The organism is Rhizobium zaerense, assembly GCF_051810725.1.
GTDB lineage: Bacteria > Pseudomonadota > Alphaproteobacteria > Rhizobiales > Rhizobiaceae > Rhizobium > Rhizobium leguminosarum_I.
Genome location: NZ_JBPWQY020000002.1, coordinates 289,621 through 305,059 on the forward strand (window position 1 = coordinate 289,621; position 15,439 = coordinate 305,059).

The window sequence follows — 15,439 nt, forward strand, 5'->3', positions numbered from 1 at the left end:
GGCTGTTATAAAGGTCCCCGAATCTCGCCTGGGTTAAAACGCGTGCCGATATGGTGAGGCCAATTAATTCGGGCTTGAATCGGAACGCCGCCCGATATCAATGAATAAGCTCCTGTAGGGTCCCCGAAGGACATCGACAGAGGAAAACCATCAAATGCGGTGTTGCAAGAACGCGCCCCCACAGCGTGGGGCTGACACAAACTTTTCTACTGAACCAGAACCTGCAAAGGCCGATATTGCCTACGATGCTATTCGACGAATTCTCCACAATAACGGCCGTGTGCCGGGGCAACATCTCAGGGAACAGGATCTGGCGTCTAATCTTGATCTTGGTCGAACACCAATTCGCGAAGCACTTCAGCGACTAGCAGCTGAAGGGAAGATCCAATACATCCCTCAGAAGGGCTTTTTCACCAGGCCGATGTTGGAGGGTACTCTGTTAGATTTTTATGTTGTTGGAAGTGAGACGCTAATCTCGGCGTTGAATCGAAAGCGGCCGCAGATCCCAGAGAGCTGGGCCGTGGCAGATAAATTGTCCCCCGACGAACTCGCCCTAACGGCAGAAGCGATATTTACTAGAATCGCCGAAGAAGCATCGAATTGCGAGGCATGTAAAATCGTTCAACGATTCTGTTTTTGCACTCACCCTCTACGAATGGAAATAACTGCGTCGGAACTTAGGCCCGCATTTGTCGAAAGCCTCGAGAAATTAATTGCCGCAATGTCTGAACTAGGCGCCGCGACAAACTTGGTGGAGTCCGCGTTGATGAACCACCTTGACCTAGAACGCGATGCCGTCCCAAGGGTCGTACAAGAGGTGAACGAACGTGGGTTAACAGGGCTTCCTGGGCACGCGAAAAGCTTGTGATATCGCCGTAATCTGAAGCACTCGGCTCGAGCATTTAAAGCCTATGTCGGAATAAATGCCCGCATCATTGCGTTACTAATAGGATCGACACTATTGGGCTAGTCGGATTCTTCCGGTTCCCCGAACTCCGCGATAGATAATAAAATGATTGGCACGCGCTGGATGTTTAGACCTGGCATTAGATAGAGCGAATCTGGTGAAGCGCTCGGGTTATGAAGCCCATGCTTTGCAAATGAACTCGTAGTGTGTGGAGGCCTTGAGAGGCTTGAGTCTGCGGCGAACAGGTACCCCATTGACATGGTAGTTAATGGCAGGAACAGCGCGGCGAACTTCAACATGTGGCCCGGTGATCCAACGGTTAACATGCCTCCCGCAGCAGGTCGACGCTATCGACGAGGACGACCTTGCCTCTGACTTCGACCCCCGACGGGGCGAGCGCCGCAAACGCGCGGGAAAGGGCTTCCGGCGCCAGTCCCAGTTTGCCGGCCAGGATTCGCTTTCGGTAAGGAAGGCGGAACGTAACCCGCGAGGTGGCCGCCGAGGCGGGGCAGCGGCTCATAAGGTAGTTTGCCACCCGTTGCGCGGCTGTGAGCAAGCGGTCTCCGGCAATACAATCCATCGCGCCCAGCAGGTGCCTGCCCATGATGCGCATGACGTTCCTGTGTACGACCGGATGTTGGTCGGCGAACGCCTGCAACTCCGCAAGCGCAAACAGCGCGACCTCGGCCCCGTCGGCGGACCGCGCGCTATAAGCGTAGGAGCCGCCCCCCGCGAGTAGATATTCTCCAAAGGTGTCGCCCGGCTCGCACACGCAGATATCCGCTTCGCGCCCGGCGGATTCCGATTTTGAAAGTCGCACAAACCCGTTCATGACGCAGTAGACGAACGATTCCTGCTGGCCCTCGGCTACGATCTTCTCGTCAGCGGCGAAGGTTCGAAACTCAGCCGTTCCGGTGAATTGCTCCACAGTCGCCTGATCCAAGCCAGCAAACAGGTCAGACTGCAGAAGCATAGAATTTTTCGCAAGCATCCATCTTCCTTTCGTGTTTGGACCCAGTCTGCGGTCAGGGTTCTCGTTGATCGGTTTCGTCCTCGGCGAGGATCCGCCAGGCGGCGCCTTGAAGGTCGTCATACTGGCCGCTCTTTAGCGACCAAAGGAATGCCAGGAGCCCTATTCCTCCCATCAACAGCGCGATCGGTATGAGATAGATCAACATGTTCATGCGGCTTTGACCTCCTCACTCCTGCCGATCCGCCCTCGAATGTGCATATCCCGACGCTTGCCGAAGGCGTTCAGGCGCAGGGCGTTCGTCACGACGATGATCGAGGATGTCGACATTGCCACCGCCGCTATCAGCGGCGTCGCCAATCCGGCGATGGCGATCGGCACTGCCAGAACGTTGTAACCGATGGCGAGAGCGAAGTTCTGCCGGATGAGGCTGGCGGATCGTCGCGCAACGGCGATCGCTTCCGGAACAGCGTCAAGGCGATCGTTGAAGAAAACCAGGTCGGCCGCCTGTCTTCCGATATCGGAGGCTGTGGCCGGCGCCATCGAGACATGCGCGGCTGCAAGTGCCGGGGCGTCGTTGATCCCGTCGCCAACCATGAGCACGCGACGACCTTCGCCATTCAGCCTCTGGCATTCCTCGACCTTCTGTTTCGGCGTCAGAGAGCCCAAAGCCCTGTCGATACCCAGGGCATGCGCCGTATTGTCGACGACGGTCTGCCTGTCTCCGGACACGATCAGCGTTTCAAGGCCGGCTGCATCGAGCCGGTCGATTGCCTCGCAAGCACCCGGACGAAGCGTGTCATCGAAGAAGAAGCGAGCAAGATCGACACCATTCTTCGACAGGACCACTTCCGAGAACGGACTGTCGGCGGTGCGGGGCACGATGCTGGTTCCGCAGGCAAACGCCAAGTTGCCCAATCGATAGACATCTGCTCCGTTCCTGGCTTCCAGTCCCCCGCCGGGGATTTCCGTGACGATGTCGAAGGACATGAGGTCGGTTTCGGTGTCCCGTACCAGGGCCCGAGAAAGGGGATGCCGTGAATGCGCTGCCAATCCACGGGCGATCGCGGTGGCGCTCTCGTCCATGGCATCCACTCTGACAAGGCGCGAACTGCCGATCGTCAAGGTGCCCGTCTTGTCAAAGGCCACGGTGTCGGTTTCGGCCAGTCTTTCGAGTGCTGAGCCGTCCTTCACCATGATGCCCTTCCGGAAAAGTTCGCCCGTGGCGACGACCTGGACCACAGGTACGGCAAGACCCAATGCGCATGGGCAGGTAATGATCAGCACCGCAACGGCGACCAGCATGGCCTGTTTCCAGTCTCCGCCCAGGAGGCCCCAGGCAAGGAAGGAGACCAGCGCCAGCAGATGCACGACCGGAGAATAGAGCGTCGCAGCGCGATCGGCGATCCTTCGATAGCGAGCTCTTCCGCCCTCGGCGGCTTCCATGAGGCCGATGATCTCCGAGAGAAGCGAATCCTTGGCAATTCTTGTCGCCCGCAGCACGAGGGAGCCGGTCAGATTCATCGCCCCGGAACTCACTTCGCTGTTGCTGGCGACGGCGACCGGGCTGCTCTCGCCGGTGACGATGGAGAGGTCCAGGTCGCTCTCTCCGCTGACGACTATGCCATCGACGGGAACCCGTTCGCCTGCGGCTATCGAGATTTCATCCCCCGCCGCGATCTCATCTACCGCAATGTAGCGTCGCGACCCGTCCGGATTGATCAGCAATGATCCGCGCGGCGCCAGTCTTGCGAGTCCGTTGATCGCCGCCCGAGCCTTTTCGCGCATGACATGATCGAGGGTTCTGCCGATCAGCAGGAAGAAGAGCAGCGAGACCGAAGCGTCGAACCACGCATGCTCGCCGTGATGGACGGTCTCCCACAATGAAACGGCATAGGAGAGCGTCACGGCGAGCGAAATCGGAACGTCCATGTTGGTGCGCCGATGTCGCAGCGCATTCCAGGCCGATTTGAAGAAGAAGCGCCCCGCATAGACCAGCGCGGGCGCTGCTATCATCGCCGAGATCCAATGAAACATGTCGCGCGTCGCAGCATCTGCACCCGACCAGACCGATACCGAGAGCAACATGATGTTGGCAGCGGCAAAACCGGACACGCCGATCGCGAGGAGAAGTTGATTTCTGGTCTTGTCGTTCTCGGGAGCTGAGGGCGTGAAGAGATGCGCGCGATATCCGGCCGAGTTGATCGCTGCCAGGATCTTGGACGGATCGGTTGCGCGTGTCTCTATCTCCTCCTGGTAGACGCAGCTCACCCTTCGAGCCGTGAGATTGACTCGCGCTGTCTTGACGAAGGAAAGCGCCAACAACGCCCTTTCGATGGTCGAAATGCAGCCACCGCAGTGGGCGTCGGGGACGCTCAGGTCCAGCTGGCGCAATCCTTCGCCGAGCGGCTGGCTGGCAAGGCGAACCTCTTCGGCACTGAATGATGTCGTGCTGAGGGCAAGCACGCTTTCTGCGTCCATGGTACAGCAGCTCACTGGCCTAACTCCGCGGTATCGATGCGTTTTGCCTCATGCATGACGACCACGCCGCCGTTTCGCGAGATGGCCTCGACGATCCAGTCACCGTCGGCTAGATCATGCTCCGCTTCGAACCGCCCCGCGGCTGTCTTCCTGAGCGTAAGGAGGAAGTCCTCGTGGTCTCCGACCGGACGTTTGAAATTCAGAATGACGTCGTCGACGATCGCAGGCGATCCGCTCTTGTCGTGAATATCGTAGCGGATCTCGTGCCCCTTTATGGAGAGGTTGCCCTCGATGCCGGAAGCGGCCATTGCCTTCATCGCCGCCGCTTTGCGGTTGAACTCCTGACTGGCGACATAGGTGTTTTCCACGACCAGACCGCTCCAGCTGGAAGAGGCATAGAAGGCCATGGTGACGTTCACCGCGATCACCACGCCAAAGAATGCCGAGGTCGAAAGCAGCATGTGCAAGCCTGTAAAACCTTGAGCGGAGGTCTTCATTTGATGTCTCCCGGTGCATTGAACGCCGCGCGGTAGGTTGCCCGGTCGGCATGCTCGGTATCTTCGATAACGAACAGAAATTCATTGATCGCGGCTCCGGTAGGCTTGCGCGTAACGAAGACCTTCAGCGTCGTGGCGGCGTCGGGTTCGGCATGGACTGTAAAGCTGCGAGCGTCTTCCTTGCCGAACTCGGGAATGCGCATCGTCGCCCCCTCCAGCCCGACCAGGCTTATGTTCACATCCCTAGGCGTCGGCACCATGTTCAGGATACGAAGCGTGTAGCCATTCCGCAGCGAGCCGTCGCTTTCCAGAACATATTGGGGGTTTCGGTCGTGAACGACGTTGAGTTCAAGGCGCTCCCGAAAGGTGAGATGGACGAGCATGGCCACGCCGACCGACGCCCAGGCGACTGCGTAAAACACGGTTCTCGGACGAAAGATGATCCGCCAGTTGAAATGCCGGATCGCCGGAATGAAGGTCCCATCCTCGTTTCGAACTCTGGAGGGTTGGACGGCCGTTCGTCCTTCGTCGGTGGCAAGCGACATGTTGCTTGAGTATTCGCTCAGCGTGGCGTAGGCGATCAGGCCGCGAGGCTTTCCGAGCTTATCCATGACACCGTCGCAGGCGTCAATGCAGAGAGCGCATGTGATGCACTCCATCTGCTGTCCGTCGCGAATGTCGATTCCCATCGGACACACCGCCACGCAGGCATTGCAATCCACGCAATCCCCGACCGATAGGCCATTGACTAAAGCCTTCTTGGCGTGACGCGACCGCTGCTCGCCCCGCCAGTCATTGTAGGTGACGACGAGAGAATTTTCGTCGAGCATCGCACCCTGGATGCGTGGCCACGGGCACATATAGGTGCACACCTGCTCTCGCATGAGACCGCCGAGCACATAGGTCGTCGCAGTAAGGATGGCGACGGTGGTGTAGGCGGCTGCAGGAGCGTGGCCGGTGAACAGCGAAACAAGCAGACTCGGCGCGTCGGCAAAATAAAAGATCCACGCTCCGCCTGTGACGATGCCGATCAGCAGCCAGATCGAGTGTTTGACGACACGCTTCCTCAGCTTGGCAAAGCTCATAGGGCTAGCGTCAAGCTTCATTCGCGCGTTTCGATCGCCTTCTATCGCACGTTCGACGACGAGAAAAAGATCAACCCAGACCGTCTGCGGACAAGTGTAGCCGCACCATGCGCGGCCAACCGCGGAAGTGACGAGAAACAGCCCGAACCCCGCCATGACGAGCAGGCCCGCTACATAATAAAATTCCTGAGGCCAGATTTCGATGAAGAAAAAGAAGAAGCGCCGTGAGGAAAGGTCGATGAGGATTGCCTGGTCAGGCGCGTAAGGACCGCGATCCCAGCTAATCCATGGCGCGAGATAGTAGATGCCGAGCGTAACCAGCATGACGATCCACTTGAACCGACGGAATCGTCCCTCTGCACGCTTGGGAAAGACCTTCCTCCGAGGTGCGTAGAGAGGTTGCCGGTTGCGACGGGCATTGACCGGCTCGACATTGAGCCGCTCGATGTTATCGGGATATGGTGCAGTGTAGAGGTTCATGGGACCTGTCCGATTTCACCCGCCTTTGTCCCATCTGCCGCGCATCCGTTCCTTGATGCAGATCAAGAGACAAGGCCTTCCCGCGAAAGGAAAAGGCCACGCCCTGGACAGAGGGCGCGGCCTGCAGGAGCTGCGGGGGAACAACTACCGCTGGGACGTCCTCGACGAGGCTGCTAGCGGCTTGTCTGCTCGTGGTCTTTGAGGCAGCTCAAACTGACGATCGAACTGCCGATCTTTGCCGGGTCGTCCTGATCGGACGGTGGCGGTGTGGCCTTGGCGCGCGCCGACACTCGCGATCGTATGGTGGCGCGCGGCGTGCCATAGAGATCGAGGATCGGGTTGTGGCCGTGAACTGCCATGGCTTTTCTCCTCACGTCCCGCCGCCAAGCGAATGCACGAAAATGGTAAGTTCCTTGACGGTCGTATCGCCGAGACGCCCTGTCCAGGCAGGCATGACGCCATGCTTGGGAGCAGCCACCTGACGGATGATCGCATCCTCGCCGCGTGCCTTCAGCCAGATCGCATCGGCGAGATCCGGCGCGCCCATTTCCGCTTTTCCTTTGGCGTCGTCGCCGTGACATGCGGCACAGTTATCGACGAAGACCTGTTTTCCGGCCTCTGCGAGGCCGGGGTCCGACGGTGTATTGGTCAGTCCCCAGACGTAAGCCGCGACCTGCCTTGTCTGGAGGGGATCCAGAACATCGGCAAAGGGCGGCATCTCGGAAGCATGAGTGTTCGTATCCTCGTCGAAGCGAATTCCATGCGCGATCGTCGCCTGGATGGCATCCAGGTCTCCACCCCACAGCCAATCGTCGTCGTTGAGGTTCGGAAATCCCGGGCCGCCGCTTGCTCCCGAGCCATGGCACGGCGCGCAGTTCACCTTGAATGCAGATGCGCCGCCGGCGACCGCGAATTCGCGAAGAGCGGAATCGGAATCGATCTCGTGCACCGTCTTGGCGGCGATCAGATCACGCAGCGTCGTCTGCGATGCTTTGGCCTGATCCAGGTTCTGCTGCAACTCGGCGCGGCTGGAGAAACCCAGCATGCCCTTCGTGGCGTCGGTAACCATCGGGATCGCGGGATATGCGATCGCATAACCCAAGGCCCAGACGATGGTGGCGTAGAAGGTCCACACCCACCAGCGGGGCATCGGATTGTTGAGTTCGCGGATGCCGTCCCATTCATGTCCGGTCGTTTCGACGCCGCTAAATTCATCGATGTGTTTTTCCGACATCTCAATCGTCCTTCAAGGGAATATCGGCGGCTTCTTTCGCCGTCTGCTTGCTGCCTGGGCGAAGGGTGAACACAACCGCGCCGACGAAGAATGCCGCCATTGCCAAAAGGCCCCAGCTGTCGGCGAAGTGTCTCATTGCAGTGTAGGTTTCCATGGATCACCTCATCGGTAGCCGGTCGCGTCGTCGTAGGTCGAGAAATCGACCAACGTTCCGAGCATCTGCAGGTAGGACACCAGGGCATCCATTTCGGTCAGCGCAGCAGGATCGCCGTCGAAATCGCCGGTCTTCGCCTTCGGATAGCGGGAAAGCAGGGCCGTCGTATCTGCGTTCGGATCGGCTTGGGCCTTCATGTCGGCCTCCGCATTCGCCAGCATGTCGTCGTTGTAAGGCACGCCCACGTCCTCATTGGCCTTCAGGTCCATTCCCACGTCCTTGACCGTCACCCTCTGCTCTTTGAGGAAGGCGTAACTCGGCATGATCGACTCCGGCACGACCGCCCGTGGATCCGCAAGATGCTGGACATGCCATTCGTTGGAGTAACGTGCCCCGACACGCGCCAGATCCGGCCCGGTTCGCTTGGATCCCCATTGGAAAGGATGATCGTACATGGACTCGGCCGCGAGCGAATAATGGCCGTAGCGTTCGACCTCGTCGCGGAACGGCCTGATCATCTGGCTGTGGCAGAGGTAGCAGCCTTCGCGGATGTAGATGTTCCGGCCGGCCAATTCGAGCGGCGTATACGGCCGCATGCCTTCCACCTTTTCAATCGTATTCTGCAGGTAGAACAGCGGTGCGATTTCGACGATGCCGCCGATGCTCACGACGAGCAGCGAGCCGACGAGAAGAAGCGTCGCGTTCTTCTCGAGGATCTGATGTTTATCTAGTATCGATGCCATGTCTCACCTCATTCGGCAGGCTGTGGTTGGGGCACGAAAGTGGTTGGGATTGCAGCTTCGTCGCGCAGGTGGCCGCGGATCGTCATGAACACGTTCCAGGTCATGACGAGACCGCCCGCCAGGTAAAGCGTTCCGCCGACCGCGCGCAGCACGTAGTAGGGGAACATCGCCGCGACCGTCTCCGCGAAGGAATAGACGAGGAAGCCCTGGGAATTGTACTCGCGCCACATCAGCCCCTGCTGGATGCCGGCAACCCAAAGCACGGCGGCGTAGACGACGATCCCGAGGGTCGCGAGCCAGAAGTGCCAGTTGACCATCCGCAGGCTGTAGAGACGCTCGCGTCCCCATAGCTTCGGCGTCAGATAGTAGATCGCCCCGAAGGTGATCATACCCACCCAGCCGAGGGCGCCGGAATGCACGTGGCCGATCGTCCATTCGGTATAGTGGCTGAGCGAATTGACGGTTTTCACCGACATCATCGGGCCTTCGAAGGTCGACATCCCGTAAAAGGCGATGGCGACAATCATCATCCGGATGATCGGATCGGTGCGGATCTTGTCCCAGGCGCCCGAAAGGGTCATGAGACCGTTGATCATGCCGCCCCAGGAGGGCATCCAGAGCATGATCGAGAAGACCATGCCGAGGGTCTGGGCCCAGTCGGGCAGCGCCGTGTAATGCAGATGGTGCGGACCGGCCCAGATGTACATGAAGATCAGCGCCCAGAAGTGGATAATCGAGAGCCGGTATGAATAGACGGGTCGGTTGGCCTGCTTCGGCACGAAGTAGTACATCATACCCAGGAAGCCGGCGGTGAGGAAGAAGCCGACGGCGTTGTGGCCATACCACCATTGGGTCAGCGCGTCCTGAACGCCCGAGAAGACAGAATAGCTCTTCGATCCCAGGAACGAGACGGGCACTGCAAGATTGTTGACCACGTGCAGCATCGCGATGGTGACGATGAAGGCGAGGTAGAACCAGTTTGCCACGTAGATGTGCGGCTCTTTGCGCTTCAGGATCGTTCCAAGATACACGGCGAGATAGGCGACCCAGACGATGGTCAGCCAGAGGTCGACGTACCACTCGGGCTCGGCATATTCACGGGCCTGGGTGATTCCGAGAACGTATCCGGTCGCAGCCATCACGATGAAAAGCTGGTAACCCCAGAATACGAACCAGGCCAGGCTACCGCCGAAAAGACGTGCGCGACAGGTGCGTTGCACCACGTAGAACGACGTCATGATCAGCGCATTGCCGCCAAAGGCGAAGATGACCGCCGATGTGTGAACGGGCCGCAGCCTTCCGAAATTGAGATAAGGGGCGATGTTGAGGTCGGGAAAGGCCAGTTGCAGCGCGATGACCACGCCAACCAGGAAGCCGACAACGCCCCAGAATACCGTGGCGATCAGGCCATACCGTATCACCTCGTCGAAATAGCCTGATATGTCGACTTTCCGCCGTTGGCCTGCCGGCGAAAAATCAACGTTCCTGACCAGCAGAGCAGCGCCCGCGGCAAGGCAGAAGCAAAGTATCCCCATATGGACCGCAAAGAGATGATCATGCGCGAATGCGGCTAGTAGCAGCGCTAGAAACGCCGCGACCGCGATCACCATCGTTTCCGTTGTGTAATTCATGATGTCGTCCCCAGTACGCCGACGACCGCGTCGCGGCCGTCTTTCTCGCCAGGACTGTCATGAAGCGGCAAATTGCGCCTTGATCTGCGTCAACGAGAGGGCCGGTAAATGGGACAGCGCTACGCGTCTTAAGTCGTTGGCACATTCCGACTGTCATACCGTCACCCAGGGTGTTCTTGGTTCGATCTCGCGTTTTGCTGGTGGATCAGTTCTCTGGATTGCCGGAAGCATGTTGCTTTCAGCTTGTCGGTCATTCCAGACATTGCGCTGACCACGGCGATAATCTTATTTCTTCCTGCACCGCAACTCAGCTAAATGCCGAACAACTCGAGCGTAATGACAAAGATCTCGAAAACTCGACTCTCCGAATTTGACAATGGTCGTCTTTATGTTTCACCTAGAATATCGGCGCTGTGAACCACCAGGCCGACCATCAGTCCAAGCGTGTCGACGACGATATGACGCTTGCGTCCCTTGATCTTCTTGCCCGCGTCAAATGCCGCCGCTTTCCGTGGTTTTTACGCTTTGACTGTCGATCACGCCCGCAGACGGCGAGGCTTCCCGGCCTTCCAATTCACGCGCCTCCATCACAAGATGATGGTTGATCCGACCCCATAACCCTGTCGCTCGCCATTCATAGAAATAGGACTGCACAGTTGTAAAAGGCGGAAAATCCTTGGGCATCATCCGCCATTGGCACCCAGTCGTGGCGATGTAAAGCAACGCATTCACGACCTCGCGAAGATCGGTACTGCGCGGCCTGCCCAGCCGCCTCGGTTCGGGCAGGCAAGGCGAGATCAATCCCCATTCCCGGTCCGTCAGATCGCTTGCATACCGCATTGCGCGTCGGGCATATTGCCGACGGGTGAAATCAGTCCAGCCCATTGTGGTCTCCGTTCGTCCTAAGCAAACAAACAGAATCACAACTGGCTGATTTCACTCAACTCTTTTTCGGTCAGGCTCTTAGAGATCCTTACAATGTTCTTATGAGAACTTTTACTCAAATCACTGCCAGCTTTATTCTTTTCTAAGCTTTATGGCCGCCCAATGCTGGCGGGAATGCAAATCGTCAGCGTCTGGGCGGCGCGCATGACGAAGGGCTGGTTGACCGACGGAGGCCGCTGTCGCGGCCGCCGTAAACAAGACCCTCGGAGCAGGCAAGATTACATGCACGCCGGCCACCGCCTATGAACTGCTCATTAGCTGCAGTTTCTTTCATCCGCCGATTGCTTCGTAGCGTGCAGAATTGGGGCCTCAGGGTGACGAGCGCGCGACAGCGGGCGGAGGTGGATATTCGACTTTCCGCCTCAACCTTCGCGCAAGACCAGAAGAGAATTGTGGGTGTAGGAAACCGCTTACTGGCAGGCGGTCAGGCCGCCCGGATTTCGAATGGCGGCAAAACCGACGCCGTCGATCGTGTTGTCGTTACGGACAATGAAGCAGTAATTCATCGGCGGGAGGTGCGGCGACGATGCAGGAGTTGGCCCCAGCCGGAATGACATAGGTGTCCGCTCCGACGATCGCAAAGACGGAGGCCGTTCCATTCGGATGGGGCACCGGCTGCTTGGTGAACAGGATCGCATCGTTCGGCGGTGCGACCGCAATGGCCTGCTAGTTCCGGGAATCGGACGAAAATACGAGTTGTGCCGCGTCGGGCAGCGCTGTTGCGAGGATAGAGACGGTGGCAATGGCAAGCCCGGCAGCGATTTTACCGCGACGTGCTGTTTGGCCAGCGGATTTCAATGTAATACGTAACGTTGCTATATTCCTTTTGTTCAAGGGTTTATTGGCTTGCTCAAGCGTCATTGATGATCCGGATCTCTGGGTCTATGGTCCTCCTGTCGCCGAAAAGGTTCCGTCAGCTTTGTAAGTCACGGTGTAGGCCGCGTAGCCCATGGTGAAATCGCAGCATGCCGAGTTGCTCTCGTCATAAGCGACGGTGCTTCCGACCGGCTGGTAGCCCATCTTCACGAAAAAGATCTGCTTCGGTATGCAGTTCATGACGGCGTTGGGGACAGGAGCGACAAAGCTCGAGAGTATAACCGCCTGATTGTTGTTCAGGGCGACGACGCCGCAATAGAGTTCGGGATGCGGCAACGGGGTATAGGAAGGCACGTTCATGCCAAACCCTCCGATCGCAATTCCGGCTTGATTGGCGGGCGCGGAAAGTCCGAGCGGATCGAGCGTCAAGGTCGTGCAGTTGTCCGGCGAACCGTCAACCGTGGTGAGCGTAACCGGTCGGAACGCCGATGTGCTACCGACCACGGATAGTGTGGCGGCATTGAGCGAGAGAAGCGCGATCAGCTGCGAGGGCGACGCCGCCTGTTTGGTGCTGAATGCACCTGCATAGACCTGACTGTCCAAACCGAAATTGACTTGCGCTCCCGAACTTGCGTAATTGCCGATGCTTTGGCAGCCGAGACTGCCGCTGAAGACGAGACCAGGGCTCGGCAGCAACGGAAATGCGGCCTGCTTCTGGAACACATAGAAATATTGCGTCGTCTGCGAAAAGTTCCGAACGATGATCTGGTAGGACGAACTGGTCATTGCGTGTGACAATCCCCTTAGAGATCCAGCCTGCCCGCGCCCGGGCGGCGGCGGCAACCGCGAGGATGGTGCGCAGGTGAAGAGGGGACGGTTCTTCACCTGCATGGGTGCCAAGGCTTACTGGAGCTGCGTGGTCCAGGTGCCGTCAGATTTCAGGCTGACGTTGCAGACGGAATAGCCGCCAGTGAAATCGGAAAGCGCCGCGTTCACGCTCGATTGCGTGAAGTTCATCACGACACCTGGCGTGTAGGCGCCGGTCTGGACATAATATTTAAGGATCGGCTGGCAATCGGTATTGCTGGCGGGGTTTGCCTGCACGAAGTTGGAGAGCACGATGCCGCCATTGACGGCAACCGCCGAGCCGACATTGAAATAGGGCGGCGCGTTGAAGACCGGCGTGGTGATGCGGAAGGCGCCAGGCTGCACACCCTCCCCGTAGATCGGCGAGGATAGTCCGAGCGGATTAACCGTCGCGGTCGTCCAATCGTTCGGTTTGCCGCTGCTACCGGAACTCGTAGCAAGATCGATGGCGCGGCTGGCTGACGAGTAGCCGGAAGAGGCGCCGATTTGCGGCTGTGTGTTCGCCGGCTGGATGCCGGCATAATATTGCAGGTTAACCTGGAAGGTCAGGATCGCGCCCGTGTTGTCATAGTTGCCGAGCGATTGCGAGAAAAGGCTATTCGAATAGACTCTCCCCCCGCCGGTATAAATGGCCGGCTGCTGGAAGAAGTAGAAGGTTTGCGTCTGGGGTTCGCAATTTTTCACGTTGATGGTCAGCATTGTAGACATGTCGGCAACCCTTCTGCCTGAGGGATTTTGCACTTACGTGCAACAGTCGATTTGTGAGATACTCACGGCTGGTCGGCGTGGCATGTTTCGTTCCTGTTGTTTGATCTGCGACACGTTTCAGGTGCTGTGGGGTGTTAAATGCCGCACCCGATCCTCCTTCTCATTTATTTTCCTCCACGTGTTCGAACCGGTCCCGCAACGCGGATGCGAAAGCCGTTCCGCTGCCTCGCAATAGCTCACAAGATTCGTGCCAAGCAGGCCGATAGAGATGACGAACAATATTTACTGCGATTCCAGTTATGTGGGCGCAAAATGCGCGATTGAGAACAGGAACGCTTGTCACGTAAACGACAAAGGTGATGACAATGTCGCAAATTGTTGTATGCGTCTGAAGGACCACAAGCTGGCGCTGGCTCAGCAGTAAGGCGCGTCAGATCAAGTGGCTTCGGCTTTGGTTATGCGGTAGCTCGCCCAACCGATCAGAACGGCGTTGATGTAACGATTGAGGCGGAGAAAAGCCAAGACCTCGACGGGCTGCAGCAGCTTTTATGGACGGCTTTCGATTGATATTTCCAGCAAGGGTTACTCGACGCTTCTGGCAATCATCCTGTTCACGCCCGCAACATCAGCTAAACCGCTTGTCCAAGCCTCACTAGGCGCCCGCAGCGTTATTTTCTCGATCGCTGTGCTTCTGATCGCGCATACGGTGTCGCTAGTCAGATTATCAACGGCAAACCGAAGCGCGATACACGCCCACCGCACCAGAGCTTCAGTCCCCGTGCTATCTCCCGGGGGATTATCCGGCGTTGAAATCTTCCAACTCGTGGCGCAGCTATCATGGACTTGTCCGACCTGAAGGCTATCGAACCGCCCCTCCACTCGCGGTGGTGATCGGGGCGGATTGCGACACGACATGTCGGCAACCCTACAAAACCCCTTCGCATAGCGACAACGAAACATGTGCAATCTCGAAGGCTTACCGGCGCAACCTGATTGGCACGAGCAGTGCTCAGAGTTAGCCGGGTCCCTAAAGCCCGAATCCGATTGGGAGCTTAAACGACGATGCACATCGTGGTCTGTATCAAACAAGTGCCGGACTCAGCGCAGATACGCGTCCACCCGGTGACAAATACGATCATGCGCCAAGGCGTACCGACCATCATTAACCCATACGACCTGTTTGCTCTCGAAGAGGCACTTCAGGTTCGTGACCGCTATGGGGGCGAGGTGACCGTTCTAACGATGGGACCGCCCATGGCTGACCAAGCGCTACGCAAAGCCCTTACCCACGGCGCAGATCGCGCAGTGCTTCTGACCGACCGCCACTTTGCCGGATCTGACACGCTGGCGACCTCGTATGCTCTTTCTCAAGCAGTAGCGAAGATTGGCGAGAGCTATGGGGGGCCTGATATCGTCTTTACGGGAAAGCAGACAATTGACGGCGACACGGCCCAGGTCGGACCCGGAATTGCAAAGAGGCTGAACCTCCAGCAACTGACTTACGTAACGAAGATTGTCTCCATTGATCCCACTTCGCGCGAGCTCATGGTTGAACGGCACGCGGAGAGCGGCACGCAGATGCTGAAGAGCACGTTGCCATGTCTCATCACCGTGCTGGAAGGTGTCAATGCTATCCGCCGGGGCTCTCTCGATGATGCTTTCCGTGCAGCGCGAAGCCAGGGTCTTAAATGGGGGGCCGCTGACGCCGGCATTGGGGAGTTGACCAAATGCGGCCTACGAGGATCGCCGACGGTCGTGAAGCGAGTATTCGCTCCTGGTCCGCGCGCCGAAAAAGCTATGCAAGTGGACATTAACGACAAAACGTTGGCCGAGGTCGCCGCGGACACGGTCGTTGCAATTTTTGCCCGCCAGCCCGTTTTGGAACGCAAGCTCACGTCCCATGGCAATCGGTGAGCAGCGA

At 58.1% G+C, this 15,439-nt stretch carries 14 protein-coding genes and 1 pseudogene; 2 read left to right on the forward strand and 13 right to left on the reverse strand.

All coding sequences use genetic code 11. The annotated features are described in order from the left end of the window. Positions 1 to 154: 154 nt before the first annotated feature. Positions 155 to 868 carry a GntR family transcriptional regulator gene (locus ACS4RR_RS25705; RefSeq protein WP_003549684.1) on the forward strand — a complete coding sequence of 238 codons (714 nt, stop codon included), beginning with the start codon at positions 155 to 157 and terminating at the stop codon, positions 866 to 868. Positions 869 to 1,226: 358 nt separating this feature from the next. Here ACS4RR_RS25705 and ACS4RR_RS25710 read toward each other — a convergent pair whose 3' ends face one another. The 13 genes and pseudogenes from ACS4RR_RS25710 to ACS4RR_RS25770 form a co-directional block, all read right to left on the reverse strand. Further along, positions 1,227 to 1,898 carry a Crp/Fnr family transcriptional regulator gene (locus ACS4RR_RS25710; protein WP_011654245.1) on the reverse strand — a complete coding sequence of 224 codons (672 nt, stop codon included), beginning with the start codon at positions 1,896 to 1,898 and terminating at the stop codon, positions 1,227 to 1,229. Positions 1,899 to 1,932: 34 nt separating this feature from the next. Beyond that, complete coding sequence (ccoS, locus tag ACS4RR_RS25715; RefSeq protein WP_003549679.1) at positions 1,933 to 2,091, reverse strand: cbb3-type cytochrome oxidase assembly protein CcoS; 159 nt, start codon at positions 2,089 to 2,091, stop codon at positions 1,933 to 1,935. Then, a complete protein-coding gene (locus tag ACS4RR_RS25720) occupies positions 2,088 to 4,373 on the reverse strand; it encodes a cation-translocating P-type ATPase (RefSeq protein ID WP_131711129.1) in 2,286 nt (761 codons plus the stop codon). The genes ccoS and ACS4RR_RS25720 overlap by 4 nt, the downstream gene beginning before the upstream one ends. Further along, the gene (locus ACS4RR_RS25725) at positions 4,370 to 4,855 is read right to left on the reverse strand and encodes a FixH family protein (protein WP_011654243.1); all 486 of its coding nucleotides are present in this window, start codon (positions 4,853 to 4,855) and stop codon (positions 4,370 to 4,372) included. Before ACS4RR_RS25725 ends, ACS4RR_RS25720 begins: the two co-directional genes overlap by 4 nt. Next, entirely contained in the window at positions 4,852 to 6,420 is a 1,569-nt protein-coding gene (gene ccoG / locus ACS4RR_RS25730) for a cytochrome c oxidase accessory protein CcoG (RefSeq protein ID WP_456190204.1), read from the reverse strand. Before ccoG ends, ACS4RR_RS25725 begins: the two co-directional genes overlap by 4 nt. Before the next feature lie 173 nt (positions 6,421 to 6,593). Further along, the gene (locus ACS4RR_RS25735) at positions 6,594 to 6,779 is read right to left on the reverse strand and encodes a hypothetical protein (RefSeq protein WP_456190205.1); all 186 of its coding nucleotides are present in this window, start codon (positions 6,777 to 6,779) and stop codon (positions 6,594 to 6,596) included. A gap of 11 nt (positions 6,780 to 6,790) precedes the next feature. Continuing rightward, positions 6,791 to 7,654 carry a cytochrome-c oxidase, cbb3-type subunit III gene (gene ccoP / locus ACS4RR_RS25740; RefSeq protein ID WP_456190206.1) on the reverse strand — a complete coding sequence of 288 codons (864 nt, stop codon included), beginning with the start codon at positions 7,652 to 7,654 and terminating at the stop codon, positions 6,791 to 6,793. Position 7,655: 1 nt separating this feature from the next. Then, the gene (locus tag ACS4RR_RS25745; protein ID WP_003568501.1) at positions 7,656 to 7,808 is read right to left on the reverse strand and encodes a CcoQ/FixQ family Cbb3-type cytochrome c oxidase assembly chaperone; all 153 of its coding nucleotides are present in this window, start codon (positions 7,806 to 7,808) and stop codon (positions 7,656 to 7,658) included. A gap of 8 nt (positions 7,809 to 7,816) precedes the next feature. Continuing rightward, a complete protein-coding gene (gene ccoO, locus ACS4RR_RS25750) occupies positions 7,817 to 8,551 on the reverse strand; it encodes a cytochrome-c oxidase, cbb3-type subunit II (protein WP_020048099.1) in 735 nt (244 codons plus the stop codon). A gap of 8 nt (positions 8,552 to 8,559) precedes the next feature. Beyond that, positions 8,560 to 10,182, reverse strand: a complete 1,623-nt coding sequence (gene ccoN, locus ACS4RR_RS25755) for a cytochrome-c oxidase, cbb3-type subunit I (protein WP_456190207.1) — start codon at positions 10,180 to 10,182, stop codon at positions 8,560 to 8,562. Positions 10,183 to 10,583: 401 nt separating this feature from the next. After that, positions 10,584 to 11,067 (reverse strand): annotated as a pseudogene (locus ACS4RR_RS25760) (IS5 family transposase); the annotation flags it as partial. Positions 11,068 to 12,009: 942 nt separating this feature from the next. Then, a complete protein-coding gene (locus tag ACS4RR_RS25765) occupies positions 12,010 to 12,843 on the reverse strand; it encodes a hypothetical protein (protein WP_011654238.1) in 834 nt (277 codons plus the stop codon). Positions 12,844 to 12,846: 3 nt separating this feature from the next. Then, complete coding sequence (locus ACS4RR_RS25770) at positions 12,847 to 13,518, reverse strand: hypothetical protein (protein WP_011654237.1); 672 nt, start codon at positions 13,516 to 13,518, stop codon at positions 12,847 to 12,849. 1,062 nt (positions 13,519 to 14,580) lie between these two features. Between ACS4RR_RS25770 and ACS4RR_RS25775 the strand changes: the two genes are divergently transcribed. Next, positions 14,581 to 15,432: an electron transfer flavoprotein subunit beta/FixA family protein gene (locus ACS4RR_RS25775; protein ID WP_456190208.1), complete on the forward strand. Its 852-nt coding sequence runs from the start codon at positions 14,581 to 14,583 to the stop codon at positions 15,430 to 15,432. Positions 15,433 to 15,439 lie beyond the last annotated feature (7 nt).